Source organism: Saccharopolyspora rosea, from assembly GCF_025643595.1.
GTDB classification, from domain to species: Bacteria; Actinomycetota; Actinomycetes; order Mycobacteriales; family Pseudonocardiaceae; genus Saccharopolyspora; species Saccharopolyspora rosea.
On record NZ_CP102826.1, the window covers coordinates 1,281,010 to 1,294,009 of the forward strand.

The 13,000-nt window shown below is 67.5% G+C and carries 19 protein-coding genes; 16 read left to right on the forward strand and 3 right to left on the reverse strand.

Features of this window, described 5'->3' with window-relative positions; genetic code table 11:
- Positions 1-64 precede the first annotated feature (64 nt).
- From NV263_RS06280 to NV263_RS06340, 13 genes are all read left to right on the forward strand, one after another.
- Positions 65-289 carry a hypothetical protein gene (locus NV263_RS06280; protein WP_263251606.1) on the forward strand — a complete coding sequence of 75 codons (225 nt, stop codon included), beginning with the start codon at positions 65-67 and terminating at the stop codon, positions 287-289.
- Positions 286-597: a hypothetical protein gene (locus NV263_RS06285; RefSeq protein WP_263251607.1), complete on the forward strand. Its 312-nt coding sequence runs from the start codon at positions 286-288 to the stop codon at positions 595-597. Before NV263_RS06280 ends, NV263_RS06285 begins: the two co-directional genes overlap by 4 nt.
- Positions 594-920 (forward strand): hypothetical protein, encoded by a 327-nt coding sequence (locus NV263_RS06290; protein WP_263251608.1) that lies wholly within the window; start codon positions 594-596, stop codon positions 918-920. The genes NV263_RS06285 and NV263_RS06290 overlap by 4 nt, the downstream gene beginning before the upstream one ends.
- On the forward strand, positions 917-1,231 hold the full coding sequence (locus NV263_RS06295; protein ID WP_263251609.1) for a hypothetical protein: 315 nt from the start codon (positions 917-919) through the stop codon (positions 1,229-1,231). Before NV263_RS06290 ends, NV263_RS06295 begins: the two co-directional genes overlap by 4 nt.
- Positions 1,231-1,992, forward strand: a complete 762-nt coding sequence (locus NV263_RS06300) for a PD-(D/E)XK nuclease family protein (protein ID WP_263251610.1) — start codon at positions 1,231-1,233, stop codon at positions 1,990-1,992. Before NV263_RS06295 ends, NV263_RS06300 begins: the two co-directional genes overlap by 1 nt.
- A gap of 49 nt (positions 1,993-2,041) precedes the next feature.
- A complete protein-coding gene (locus NV263_RS06305; RefSeq protein WP_263251611.1) occupies positions 2,042-2,611 on the forward strand; it encodes a hypothetical protein in 570 nt (189 codons plus the stop codon).
- A 91-nt stretch (positions 2,612-2,702) separates the two neighbouring features.
- Positions 2,703-5,204: a phage/plasmid primase, P4 family gene (locus NV263_RS06310; RefSeq protein ID WP_263251612.1), complete on the forward strand. Its 2,502-nt coding sequence runs from the start codon at positions 2,703-2,705 to the stop codon at positions 5,202-5,204.
- Positions 5,201-5,947, forward strand: a complete 747-nt coding sequence (locus tag NV263_RS06315; protein ID WP_263251613.1) for a hypothetical protein — start codon at positions 5,201-5,203, stop codon at positions 5,945-5,947. Before NV263_RS06310 ends, NV263_RS06315 begins: the two co-directional genes overlap by 4 nt.
- A gap of 281 nt (positions 5,948-6,228) precedes the next feature.
- Complete coding sequence (locus NV263_RS06320; RefSeq protein WP_263251614.1) at positions 6,229-6,669, forward strand: hypothetical protein; 441 nt, start codon at positions 6,229-6,231, stop codon at positions 6,667-6,669.
- On the forward strand, positions 6,666-7,058 hold the full coding sequence (locus NV263_RS06325) for a WhiB family transcriptional regulator (RefSeq protein ID WP_263251615.1): 393 nt from the start codon (positions 6,666-6,668) through the stop codon (positions 7,056-7,058). Before NV263_RS06320 ends, NV263_RS06325 begins: the two co-directional genes overlap by 4 nt.
- A gap of 432 nt (positions 7,059-7,490) precedes the next feature.
- Entirely contained in the window at positions 7,491-8,144 is a 654-nt protein-coding gene (locus NV263_RS06330; RefSeq protein WP_263251616.1) for a hypothetical protein, read from the forward strand.
- Between the two features lie 6 nt (positions 8,145-8,150).
- The gene (locus tag NV263_RS06335) at positions 8,151-8,339 is read left to right on the forward strand and encodes a hypothetical protein (protein ID WP_263251617.1); all 189 of its coding nucleotides are present in this window, start codon (positions 8,151-8,153) and stop codon (positions 8,337-8,339) included.
- A gap of 43 nt (positions 8,340-8,382) precedes the next feature.
- Positions 8,383-8,607 (forward strand): hypothetical protein, encoded by a 225-nt coding sequence (locus NV263_RS06340; protein WP_263251618.1) that lies wholly within the window; start codon positions 8,383-8,385, stop codon positions 8,605-8,607.
- 76 nt (positions 8,608-8,683) lie between these two features.
- Here the strand turns inward: NV263_RS06340 and NV263_RS06345 are convergent, their stop codons facing one another.
- Both NV263_RS06345 and NV263_RS06350 read right to left on the reverse strand, forming a co-directional pair.
- Positions 8,684-9,190, reverse strand: coding sequence for a hypothetical protein (locus NV263_RS06345; protein WP_263251619.1), 507 nt, complete (start codon positions 9,188-9,190; stop codon positions 8,684-8,686).
- Positions 9,187-9,540, reverse strand: a complete 354-nt coding sequence (locus NV263_RS06350) for a hypothetical protein (protein WP_397545617.1) — start codon at positions 9,538-9,540, stop codon at positions 9,187-9,189. The genes NV263_RS06345 and NV263_RS06350 overlap by 4 nt, the downstream gene beginning before the upstream one ends.
- A gap of 166 nt (positions 9,541-9,706) precedes the next feature.
- Between NV263_RS06350 and NV263_RS30635 the strand changes: the two genes are divergently transcribed.
- Entirely contained in the window at positions 9,707-10,006 is a 300-nt protein-coding gene (locus NV263_RS30635; RefSeq protein WP_397545630.1) for an HNH endonuclease signature motif containing protein, read from the forward strand.
- Positions 10,007-10,133: 127 nt separating this feature from the next.
- Here NV263_RS30635 and NV263_RS06360 read toward each other — a convergent pair whose 3' ends face one another.
- Positions 10,134-10,709, reverse strand: coding sequence for a hypothetical protein (locus NV263_RS06360; RefSeq protein ID WP_263251622.1), 576 nt, complete (start codon positions 10,707-10,709; stop codon positions 10,134-10,136).
- A gap of 86 nt (positions 10,710-10,795) precedes the next feature.
- On the opposite strand from NV263_RS06360, the gene NV263_RS06365 reads away from it, so the two are divergent.
- Both NV263_RS06365 and NV263_RS06370 read left to right on the forward strand, forming a co-directional pair.
- Positions 10,796-11,275: a phage terminase small subunit P27 family gene (locus NV263_RS06365; RefSeq protein ID WP_263251623.1), complete on the forward strand. Its 480-nt coding sequence runs from the start codon at positions 10,796-10,798 to the stop codon at positions 11,273-11,275.
- A gap of 7 nt (positions 11,276-11,282) precedes the next feature.
- Positions 11,283-12,995, forward strand: a complete 1,713-nt coding sequence (locus NV263_RS06370; RefSeq protein ID WP_263251624.1) for a terminase large subunit — start codon at positions 11,283-11,285, stop codon at positions 12,993-12,995.
- Positions 12,996-13,000: the final 5 nt, after the last annotated feature.

The window sequence follows — 13,000 nt, forward strand, 5'->3', positions numbered from 1 at the left end:
GTGCCCGTGGATTCCTCTGTGCCACCACACCCGTCGTTCCCTCCGATCTCGCCGAGGTGACTCGATGAAGCACTCCCGCACCAAACAGGCCCAGCGCACCGCCGAGGTGACCGTCCCGATGCTGCTGCCGCTGCTCGGCACCCCGTGCGCCGTCTGCGCGCACCCGGCTCGCTGGATCGACACCGCCCGGCACGTGGTGCATGTCGACCTGCGCCTGCGTCCGTGCCCACTGCCCCCTAATCCCGCCATCCGCCCGGTTTCCACCGATCTCGCCGAGGTGGCCCGATGACCGACACGCTCGCCCAGCAGCAGGCCGCCGGCCTGCGCGCACTGGCCGACATGATCGAGACCAACCCCGAACTCGCCGAGTCCGCACGGTGGTCCTTCGACGGTCTGCTGGTGCCGGTCGAACACACCGGCGCCGCCCGTGCCGCCATCGACCGATTCGCCAACGCGGCGGTGACGTACGGAGCGTCGGTCACCGCCGAGGCCGATGAGAAGTGGAGCGGCATCAACGTCTCGTGGGGAGCACTCCGGCTCTACGTCTACGCCTCGCGCGCCACGGTCGACGCCGCCGACAAGGCAGTACCTGCATGACCCGCCCCGCGCTCACCGGCTCCGCCCGCACCGACGCGCTCGTGCCGGTCGCGGCGCAGCTGGCCGCCGCCGTCCACGACCACGACGCTGCCGCGGTCGCCCAGCTGCTCGACGGCGCCGATCTTCCCGCCCTCGTCGTGCTGCTCGCCGCGATGGTGCCTGACGACCTGACGCCTTCCGAACTCCTGGCCTGGTGCGACGACCCCGCCGAATACGCACGGTTGCGCGCCGCGGGGGTGTCCACTTTGGCCGCCAACGGCGTGCTCGCTGCCCGAGCCCATCACCGGAAACCACGACGACAGAACAGGAATCGTGCAGCATGAGTGATGCAGACAAGCCTGCGACGCAGGCGCCGATCGACGACCTCGCGGTGTGGCTGACCGCCTACCAGGAGGCCACCGTCAACGCCGCGAAGTGGAAAGAGACTGCCGAGCGCGCGCGTTCCGAGGTCACCGCCCGCTTGGACGCGGCCGGCGCCGACGTCGGCCTGGTCGAGGGCAAGCCCGCCGTGCGCTGGACTCCGATCGTCTCGAAGCGGTTCGACAGCAGGCGGTTCCGGGCGGAGAACCCGACGCTCGCCGAGGCGTACGTGGTCGAGACCGAATCACGCCGCTTCACGGTGGTGGGCGATTGATGCAGCTCGCCACCTTCACCCGCACCGAGCCCGTCGACCACCCGTTGGCCGAGCAGCTGCGGCAGGTCGTGCGTGACGCTGACCGGTTCGCCCCGCGCTCGTTGCAGATGGCCCTCGGACCCTCGGAAATCGGGCAGCCCTGCGCCCGGCGGCTGGCCTACCGGCTGATGGACGAACGCCGGGTGAACACCGGCTCGGACCCGTGGGCCGCGATCGTCGGCACCGCCGTCCACGCCTGGCTCGCTGCCGCTTTCGAGGCCGTCAACGACCGGCTCGGCCGGATCCGCTACCTCGTCGAGAAGCGGGTGGAGATCCGCCCCGGCCTGACCGGATCATGCGACCTCTACGACGCCGACACCGCCACCGTCATCGACCACAAGGTGGTTGGACCCACTTCGATGAAGGAGTACAGGCGCAGCGGCCCGCCGCCCGCGTACCGGGTGCAGGCGCACCTGTACGGCGTCGGCTACACGCGGCTCGGGGTACCGGTGCGCGAGGTCGCGGTGGCGTTCTACCCCCGCAGCGGGCTGCTTTCCGGGCTGCATGTGTGGTCCGAGCCGTTCGACCCGGCCGTGGCCGAGCAGGCATTGCAGCGCCACGACCAGGTGTTGGAGGCCGCGTGCGCGCTGGACGTCGACCGCCATCCGGAGGGCTACCGGAAGCTGCCCACCGACCCGAGCCACGCCTGCAACTACTGCCCGTGGTTCAAACCCGGCCCGGACACCGGCGCCACCTGCCCCGGCCATATGGCCACCAACTAGCCACCGTCCACATCAGATGGAAACCGCAGAAAGAACAGGAACAGCCCCCATGGAACTGTCCGGATTCGCGCCCCGCGAGAACGTCACCGGTGACCGGCTGCCCGCCAAGGAAGCCGCCGAAAAGCCGCTGGTCGTCCTGGTGCGCGAGCACCGCACCGGCGTCAAGACCAAGTACAACAGCGACCCGAATCGGCCCGGCTACAAGCCCGACGGCGGCGAGGCTGTGATCCTCGACGTCGCCGACCTGACCACGAACTCGCTCTACATCGACGTCATGTGGATGAACGGCGCCGTCGTCGACAACCTCGCCCCCTACCTCGGGCAGGCCGTGCCGATCAAGCTGGTGTGGACCGCCTCGGCCAAGGGCGGCAACTCCTACCTCACCGTCGAAGCCCTCACCGGCGCCGAGCTGGAGAAGGCCGCCGCGTGGGCCAAGGCCAATCCCACCGCGTTCGACACCGAGCGGGCACAGCGGCAGGCAGGCGCCGCCTCGTTCACTCAGCCCGCCAGCCCGGCTGTGTCGCCGCAGACTTCGGTCGCCCCGGCGGACCCGAACGACCCCGCCGTGCAAGCCCTGCTCGCCCAGATCAACGGTGGGACCACGCCGCCCGCGGCCTGACCGAAGTTGCTGCGCACACCCCGGACCACGCCGCTGGGGTGTGCGCAGCGGCAACGACCACGCCCCACCAGCTCCCCGAGAGGCACCACCCATGACTGCACCAGGTTGGCCCGTCCACCAGGCGGCCCTGCGGTGGCACGATGCAGGGGTCAGCGTCGTCCGCGTCGCCACCGACGGCACCAAAGCACCCGACGGCGCATGGAAGCGCTACCAGTACGAACGGGCGCCCCGTGATGTCGTCGACGCCTGGTTCGCCACCGGACACCCCGGTCTCGGCGTCGTCTGCGGCGCCGTCTCGGGCGGTCTCGAACTCCTGGAGCTGGAGGGCCGCGCCGTCGGGGAACTCGGCGATGCGTTCATGCGCGCCCTCGACGACCACGGCCTGGCCGACCTCAAGCAGCAGTTGCTCACCGGCTACGCCGAAACCAGCCCCTCGGGCGGTATCCACTTGCTCTACCGCGTCGACGGTGGCGTGGGCGGCAACACCAAGCTCGCCCAGCGGTTGGCCCGCGACGATGAGCTGACCGACGACGAACGCCACCTGCTGGAGACGAAGGGCAAGCGCGCTCGCCGCGACCTCATCGAGACCCGCGGTGAAGGCGGGTTCGTTGTCGTGGCCCCCTCGCACGGTCCAGTGCACTCCAGCGGACGCCCCTACCGGGTGCTGCGCGGCGGCCCCGCCACGATCCCCACCATCACCGCCGAGCAGCGCGACGCCCTGCACGCAGTGGCCACGCTGTTCGACGAGATCCCGGCCCCCGCGCCGATCCCGGACCCGGTCACCCTCGACCGCCCGGCCGCCGGGGCCACTGCGCCGGGAACCGACTTCAACGAACGCGGCAGCTGGGACGACATCCTCAGCCCAGCCGGGTGGGTCGCGGTACAGCGGCTTGGTGACCGCACGTTCTGGCGCCGCCCCGGCAAGCGCGTCGGAATCTCCGCGGTGACCGGTGGCGACCACGGTGACTACTTCTGGTGCTGGTCCACCTCAACCGAACTCCCGGCGGAGCAGGCCATGTCCAAGTGGCGCGTCTACGCCCTGATCGAGCACGGCGGCGACTTCCACGCCGCCGCGAAAGCATTGAAGGCCAAGGGATTCGGGACGTCCGCGCCGGAGCCCACGCGCCCGGTGCTCGTCCCGCTGCCCACCTTGACGATGGGTGAGGGCGGCCCCGATCCGGTCGACGGCTCCACCGCCTTGCAGCTGCACGCCGTCCCGGCCCGAGCCACTGCGGCCACGACGCTCGCGCGTTCCGACGACGGCAACGCCCTAGCGCTCATTGACACCTTCGGCGACCGGATCCGCTACTGCATCGAACGCAGCCGGTGGCTGCACTGGACGGGGCAGCGCTGGCAGTGGTGTGCCGCAGGAGACGGCGCGGTGCGCGAGTACGCCAAGCAGGTCGCCCGCGAGCTGCCCGAGGACGGCCAGGCCGACGTCCGCTGGAAGCAGCGCAGCCTCGGTGCGGCCGGCACCTCCGCGATGCTCACCCAGGCCGCCAGCGACCCGCGCATCACCGTCTCGATCGACCAGCTCGACGCCCACCCCCGCGAACTCAATACCCCCGGCGGAATCGTCGACCTCACCACCGGCGAAATCCGCCCGCACGACCCCGCGTGCCTGCACACCCAGATCACCACCGTGGCCCCCGACTTCACCGCGGACCCCGGTCGGTGGCGCGAGTTCCTAGCCGACACCTTCGGCGACGACGCCGAGCTGATCGGCTACGTGCAACGCCTGCTCGGCTACTCCAGCTCAGGGGAGATCCGCGACCACATCCTGCCGTTCTGCTTCGGCTCCGGAGGCAACGGCAAGGGCGTACTGCTGGAAACCGCGCTCGGTGTGCTCGGCGACTACGCCACCACCGCCCCCAACAACTTCCTCATGGCCCAGACCTACTCCAGCCACGAAACTGAGATCGCCCGGCTGTCCGGCAAACGGATGGTCGTGTGCTCCGAGGTCAACGACGGCGACAAGTTCGACGAGGCCAAGGTCAAGCTGCTCACCGGCGGCGACACGCTGACCGCCCGGTACATGCGCATGGACCACTTCACGTTCCGACCCACCCACAAGCTGTTCCTGCTCGGCAACTCCCACCCCGACGTCGCATCCGGCGGCGGCCCATCGTTCTGGCGGCGCCTGCGGCTGCTGCCGTTCACCCGGACCGTGCCCGAGGAACGTCGCGTCGACGACCTGCAAGGCATCCTCGCCCGCGACCACGGGCCCGCGATCCTCGCGTGGATCATCCGCGGTGCCGCCGACTACTACCGCGCCGGGCTCCGTACCCCCGAAACCGTGTTGGCCGCTACCGCGGACTACGCCGCCACCGAGGACAACCTGGCCCGGTTCGTCGACGAGGAATGCCACCTGGCGCCCGGCAACCCCGCCGTGAAGGTCAAGACCAAGGCGCTCCGCGAGCGGTACGTGCAGTGGTGCCGGCAAAACGACGAAACCGCGGTCAGCGCCAAACGGTTCGGCATGGACCTGCGCAGCCGGTTCGGCGTGACCATGTCGAAGTCCCGCAACCCCCCGATGTACGAGGGGATCACCCTGCACGCCGACCCGAACCGCGAAGGCTGGCAGCCGGAATGAACGTCGCCAGTCCGAGCAGCGCGTTGGTACCGATCAGCAACGTTGGTACAGGTTTGGTACCGATCGCAACCGTGAACAGTACCAGTCCTGACCTGCGTAAACAGGGTGATTGGTACCGATTGGTGCAGGTTTACAGCACTGAAACCACACGCGCACACGCATACGCGCTATTTCGGCTCACAACTAGGAAAGTTCGTCCCAATCAGTACCAACATCGCGGTTTTCCCAGCTCAACGCTGGTGTCGATCGATACCAGCGATCAGTACCACCCAGACCCGAAGACCTGGAGCGACACCGTGCAGCACTTCATCACCACCCCACCGATGTGCGCTCCGTGTCCCCGCTGCGGACGCCTCGAACTCACCGGACACGCCGAAGGATTGTCCTACCGTGCCGACCCCGTCCCGCTGACCGCGCACGCCGAACTCGCCGCGCGCATCGCCGGGCGCCGCACCTACGCCCTCATCGCCGGACAACTCGCCTACCGCAACCCCAGCCGCATCGCAGGCGACCACCGCGGCCGACCCCCGGTGTTCGCCGATCACCGCTGCCAGCAACCGCCCGCACCCGGGCACATCGACACCGCCCACCTCACCGCCACCACCCGGCTCATCACCAAGGCCAGCCCGACGCCGGACCGGCCACCGCCGGTCGACGACATCGAATTCGACGCCCTCGCGCTCTTCACCCGCGAACTCGGCGCCACCGCCATCGACCGCACCGCCGAAAAAGCCCCGTTCTGAAGGAGACCGACATGTCGGCACGCGAGCCCGACACCTTCGACCCCCTACGACTTCGACGACCAGCCCACCGCACCCGCAAAGGAAGAACCCGACTGCGGCGACTGCTACGACACCGGCTGCCGCAACCGCAACCCGACCCGGCCCCAGTTCCACATCGACAACCTGCGCTGGAAGCTCAGCCGCCTCTACCACCGCCTGTTCCGCCGCGGCCAGCTGCACGACGAACCACTGTTCTGACCGCTCCAACCGAAACCAGTGCACAGCCAGCGAAAGGCTCGCCCGTGACCACTGCCCGCAAACGCACCCGCAGCTCGGCGCGCGCCGCCGGCACCCGCTTCGAACGGAAGGTGGCCGACTACCTCGCCACCCACGTCGATGACCGGATCGACCGCCGTCCGAAGACCGGCGCGAAGGACCGCGGCGACATCGGCGGCGTCCGCCTGTCCCCGGCGCTTCGCGCTGGCCGCGTCGTCATCGAATGCAAGGACAGCGCCCGCCTACAGCTTGCCGGCTGGGCCGCCGAAGCCGAGACCGAGCGCGGCAACGACGACGCCGTGGCCGCCCTGATCGTCCACAAGCGACACGGCGTCGCCGACCCCGGACAGCAGTTGGTGACCTGCACCATCGACGACCTGGTCGCCCTGCTCACCGGTCAACGCCCTAGCCTGAATCAGGGCGTGGCCGAGCGGCATGTCACAAATGTCGAGGAGACCGCCGCATGACGTGCCAACTGCCGCGCTGGCGAACCCGTGCAGCGTGCCAAGAGCACACTGAACTTGACTTCATCGAGCCTGACGCGATGGAAGCCGATCATTGCCGGGCTGTGTGCGCCGGATGTCCTGTACGGCAGCACTGCCTTGCTGACGCACTAGCGAACCGGGAGCCGTGGGGCATCTGGGGAGGGCTCGACACCCACGAACGTGCCACCCTCGCTATACGGTCACAGCAGTGCAGCCCCAAGGTTCTCCCAGCGCACGGGACGAACAGCCGGTACGCCAAACACGGCTGCCGCTGCATCCCATGCCGGACGGTCCACTCTGCGTTCGAACGTGCGCGGCGAGCCCGTCATCAACAGCAACAGGATAAGCCGCAGGTCACGAGCGTTCCTTAATGCTGTATTGCTGGTTTGCTGGCAAAACCGTATAGTTGAGACGCGACGCTTTTGGCTCTGGAGAGTCAATAAGTGCAGGAAGAGGCCGCGCGGTCCCTCGCCAAAGGTTACGCGCGGCCTCGCGGGATAGGAGTCCTGGCGGTGATGGCCGTCAGGACTCCTGCTGGCCGCTCATCCATGGGTGCGCGCCTCCAGGATGCGCAGCCATTGCTCATGAGCGCGGTCAAGATATCATTTACCAGAGCATCGATCGAGCTCAGCGTGACCGCTGACCTGCGTAATTGCTCCACATCATGGAGATAATGCGTTGCTCGTAGAGCTAGATCCTCCTGGTCACCGGCGACGTATCCGAATGGGCGTCGCCAAGTCCGCCCTGCATTTATGTGCCGTAATTCACAATCGATGGTGACACTGGTACGCGAACCTTGGCGTGTGTCCACAAGCCTGTTCACGACGTCGTGCCTCGTCAATCGCTGCACCCGCACCGCGGAGTACGGCCGCTACTGCTGCGGCGCCTGTGCCGAAACCATGCGCCGCTGGCTCCGCGACATCGAAGACCATGCCGCCACCCTGGACGCCACACCCAGCCGCGGCGGAAAAAACGGTCGGCGCATCCCGGGCTACGGCTCCCGGCCCCCAGCACGGCTCGACGTGATCGCCGCCCGCGACCCCCGCACGGTCTCCCACGCCATCGGGCCCGACGACGTCGACGGCGACGTGCGCTCCATCCTCGGCACCCTCACCGGCCTGGCTCGGTGGATCGCCGAGGAAGCCGACGACCTGCGCCCCACCCACACCCCCACCATCACCAGCGAAGCGACCTACCTGCGCGGCCGCATCGACTGGGCCAGCACACAACCCTGGATCGACGAACTCGCCGACGACCTCCGCGACCTCCACCACCAGGTCGCCAGCCTCGCCGGAACCACCGTGAGCCCGGTCGCACCGTGCCCGGACTGCGACGGACCACTGTGGCCGGTCGGCGACGACACCACCGGCGTCCGTTGTGGCCATTGCGGCACGGCCCACGATGGGCTCGATCTGCTGCGCATCGGTGTCCGTGTCGTTAGAAGGCAAGCACCATGACGTGCCATGCAGATCACCCGCGAGGAAGCCATCAAGGCCGCAGGAGAAGTGCTCGCCCGCGCCCGTGCCGAGCGCGATGCATTGCCACCTCGGCAGGCCGCCGAACGCGCCCACTACCGCGGCGGACCACCGATCGAAGAGATCGAGCGCCAGATCCGCGAAATGCGCGGTCTACCTCCGCTTGACCTGGACTAATCGCCGTGATGATGACACAGGACAAGGACACCGGAAGCATCCAATGAACCATCGCCCGCCGATCGTCCGCTACCGCGACGGCCGCGCCCTGGTCGACCGCATCACCCTGGCGAAGCTGTCCGGCCGCAGTGCCCGCACTATCCGCGAACACTGCCCGGTGGTCGACCGCGACGGAATCCGGCCGCTCTATGACGCCCAGCAGTGCGCCGTGATTCTCGCCGCGATTCCCCAGCGAAACAGGCGCGGCGAGTTGCGACAGGCTGCGTGATTGTGCTTATGTCAGGTTTCAGGAGGGAGAAGTGTGCCCAAAGTACCCCGGACCGCCGAAGCGGACCAGGGTACTTTCATGACCGGCGCTTGCGTCTGATCTCCGTCAGAACCCCGTTGAGATCGCGACGCCATCGGCGGTTATCACCATCAGTGAAGGTGATCGCCCGAGGAGCCGACGACCGGAACCGCAAGGGCGTCCATTCCTCTGCCTCTGCGGTCCCACGTACTCGATCCCGCCGGGCTAGTGCGTCGCGAATCGCGTCTCGCAGCAGGTTCTCCGCATTGGTCCCAAGCAGCGGGCGAGCATCGATCGGCTGCGGAGCAGGCGGCCAGCAACCGCGCTCGGCGCGCTCGCTCCGGCCATCGAACTCGACGGAAACAGCCCAGATCGGCAGGCCGCTGGTGTTGACATACCTTGGGCCGTCGTCCTCTAACCAGATCGCCACCTTGGCCGCGTGCTGCTCGCGATCACGCTGCCGCGCCATCCGGTACTGACGCCAAGCGATCATCGCGGCTATAACCGAAATTAGGACAGCGACCCACGGGGCCACATCCTTGACAGAGCTGAACCACTCGATCACCTGTGCATCGCCGCCAACGATCTCTCGAACTTCACGCGCTGGTCTTCCGGTGTCCGGGCCGCGTCGTAGCGCAGCACGATCGTTCCCTCCTGGTGGGCGCTCTCGCCGAGCTTGCCAGCGAACCCGCCGGCCGCCGCTTCATCCGCAAACGACAGCACCGACACCGCATCGGTCGTCATCAGCTGCGCGCACCCCAGCTGCGGGCAGTTCTGCTCCGTGTTGTCCCGCGGGTTCGGCACCGGCAAGCCATCACGCTCGAACTGCTCGACCACCTGCTGCGCCGTCGGGCTCGCCGACCCGCTACCGCAGGCCGCCAGCACTAGGCATGCCCCCAGCAGGGAAGCGGTCAACCACCGCATCATCGATCCTCGCTTCAACGAACGGGGCAACCCAGTGCTGCCCCACCGAACATTGATCGCGAATCGGACGGAACCGGTTATCCGGCGAATAGGTGAACTCATGCCAACCGCGCCGCCAACTCGCTGCTCGGCAACCGGATGTACCGCGCTCACCACGATGGGCCGATGTAGCGAACACCAGCGCAAGCCGTGGCAGCAGCGCAGCCGACACCAGCCCCGCGGCAGACTTGCCCGACGCGACATCGCGTTCAAGGCCGAGCACCTGCGTCGCGAACCGAACTGCCGCAGATGTGGCCGACCAGCCGAACAGGTCGACCACATCCTGCCGCTCTCGCAGGGCGGCGCCATGTTCGACCACGCCAACGCCCAAGCGCTGTGCGCTGAGTGCCACGACCGCAAGACCCGATCGGAGAACGCTGCTCGCAACCGATCACGGGCTGGCAGGGCTGACAGGTAGGGGAGTTCGGATCACGGCCCCCGGCTGGGCCGGAGGGCGCCGCCGGAGTCGCGATTTTCGTGTCTCAAAATTCGGACTGGGGGGGTATGCGAGGCTGGCTCGACGACCGAAATCGGTTGGCAGAACTCTAAGGCGAGGTTCTTAACGCCGAGTCAAGCCTATCGAGCGCATCTTTTCCCACTAGCACGTATTGAGCCGCTCTTGCGGGAGTCACTTCACGGGGGGCGCGTATGACTTGCTTTCTAATTTGCCGGAGGTGGTGTAGCATTGTGGCTTCTGTGCCACTTAGTAGACCCTGTTCTTTTGCTGTGTCAATAGCTTCTGACATCCATCCATGCTTGAGTTCGATGTCGTGAGCGCGCAAAAGTTTAAACAAGGCTGATTCGACTTCCTTTGACATCTGCATTATTGCGGCAGTCGGAGCGCCCGAGGCAAGCGTCAGTACTTTTTGCAAATATGGATCGCCAAGGGTGCTGACTTCTGATTTATTTGCCGACTTCACCTCTTTCATGCTGACGGCCTGCTGTTCAACCTTGTCAAGTTTCTCCCATTCGATTTCGACCGGGCCAGCCTTTAATCTCTGTAACGTTCTCTCCTCGATGAGTCTCCTAACTGGAGTCCTGAACGCAATTAGTGCACCAACGGCCACCGCTGGCCACGCAAGAGACGCAACCAGGGTCGTAATGAACTGTAGAACCGACACGTTGTGTCACCGTAGCAACACGTGGTGCCCATGGCTGCGGTTTTGGTTCGGAACATGGTTCGCGACGTAAACAGTTGGAGGTGCCTGTGGCTAGGACTGCGCAGCCTGCTGCCTTGAAGTTGCTCCACGGGCGCGGGAACGGCACGGATTCGGGTGGCCGGAAGGTCGCGACGGGCCCGGCGTTCCGTCGGATCGCTCCGGATGCGCCCGAGTGGTTGTCGCCGGAGGCTGCCGCGGAGTGGCAGCGCGTGGTGCCGGAGTTGCAGCGGCTCGACATCCTCAAGGAAGAGGACCGGGCTGTGCTCGCGGCCTACTGCGAGACGTGGGCGCGGTTCGTCGAGGCGACCCGCGACGTGCAGGCCAACGGGCTCACGATCACCAACCACTCGACGCGCAAGGACGGCACCGAATCCGAGTGGACCACCACCAACCCGGCGGTCGGAATCGCCAAGGCAGCCGGTCAGGAATTGCGCTCGTTCGCGGCGCACTTCGGGTTGACCCCGTCGACCGAAGCCGCCCTGTCTAAGGGGGGTTCGGGTGGCGAGGAAGAGGACAACCCGTTCTGAGCCTGAGTTGCCCGAGGACGCCGAGCTGGAGCGGTTGAAGCTCTCCCCCGAGGTCGCCTGGTTCCTGCTCTCACGCGGCATCCCGCTGCCAGACTGCCCGCCTCTGATAAAGACGCCCGAGCCTCGCGACGTGGCGGGCGCGGTGTTCGACGCCGAGCGCGTCGACAAGGTGCTGCGGTCGTTCGGCGCGCTGGTGCACACGCAAGGCCAGTGGGCGGGGCGGTCGCTGCGGCCCGATCCGTGGCAGGTCGCCTACGTCCTGGCCCCGGTGTTCGGCTGGGTCCGCTACGACGAGGCCGCCGGCGGGCACGTGCGGATCATCAACCAGCTGTACGTCGACGTCCCGCGTAAGAACGGCAAATCGACGCTCTCCGGTGGGATCGCGATCTACATGGCGTGCGCGGACGGGGAGCCCGGCGCGCAGGTGGTCACCGCGGCCAGCTCGGAGCGGCAGGCCGGGTTCGTGTTCGGACCGATCAAGACGCTGGCGGAGAAGTCCCCGGCACTCCGCGGCCGGGTGCGCGCCCACCAGAAACGCGTCGTGCACCCGAAAACGGGGTCGTACATCGAGGTCGTGAGCAGCGCGGCGGACGCCCAGCACGGCGCGAACCTGCACTGCGGGATCGTCGACGAGCTGCACGTGCACAAGACGGCGGACTTGGTCGAGACGATCGAGACCGGCACCGGCTCACGCACGCAACCGCTCATCGTCATCATCACCACCGCGGACTCGGGCCGCCGGGGCACGATCTACGACCGCAAGCGGCGCCGGGTCGAGCAGCTGGCCGCCGGGGTGCTCACCGATCCGACGACCTACGGCGTGGTGTGGGCCGCCGAGTCCACCGACGACCCGTTCGCCGAATCGACATGGAGGAAGGCCAACCCCGGTTTCGGGGTGTCGCCGACGCGCGCGTACCTCGCTCGGGCCGCTGCCGAAGCGCAGCAGTCCCCGGCTGACTTGGCGAAGTTCCTGCGGCTGCACTGCGGGCTCAGGACCAAGCAGGAGACGAAGTTCGTGACGATGGACAGCTGGGACCGCAACGCGTCCATCGTGGACGAGACCAAGTTGGCCGGCCGCGAAGCGTTCGGCGGGCTCGACCTCGCCTCAACCTCGGACCTGTGCGCGCTGGCGTGGTTGTTCCCCGACGACGAGAGGGGCGGCTACGACGCGCTGCTGCGGCTGTGGACGCCCGAGGCGAACCTGCCCGCCCTGGACAAGCGCACCGCCGGTGAGGCAAGCGTGTGGGTGCGGCAAGGGCTGTTGGCGGTGACGCCGGGCAACGTGGCCGACTACGACTGGATCAAGACGCAGATCGAGCGCGACATGGACGCATTCGACGTCCGGTCGATCGGGTTCGACCCGTGGAACGCCACCCAGCTGACCAACGATCTCGGCGAGGCCGGCGCACCGTTGGTGAAGGTGCGGCAGGGGTTCGTCACCTTGAGCCCGCCGCTCAAGGAGCTACAGCGGTTGCTGTTGGCCGGCACAGAGGAACGTCCGTTGCTGCGGCACGGCGGGAATCCGGCGTGGCGGTGGCAGGTCGACAACCTCGCGGTCGCGACCGATCCGGCCGGGAACGTCAAGCCGGACAAGGCCAATTCCGGCGACAAGATCGACGCCGTGGCCGCGTTGGTCAACGCCTTGTCCGAGGCCATGACTCGGAAGCCGGTGGCGCGCTCCGCTTACGAGGACGACGACGCCGAGCTGATCATCATCTGAACAGG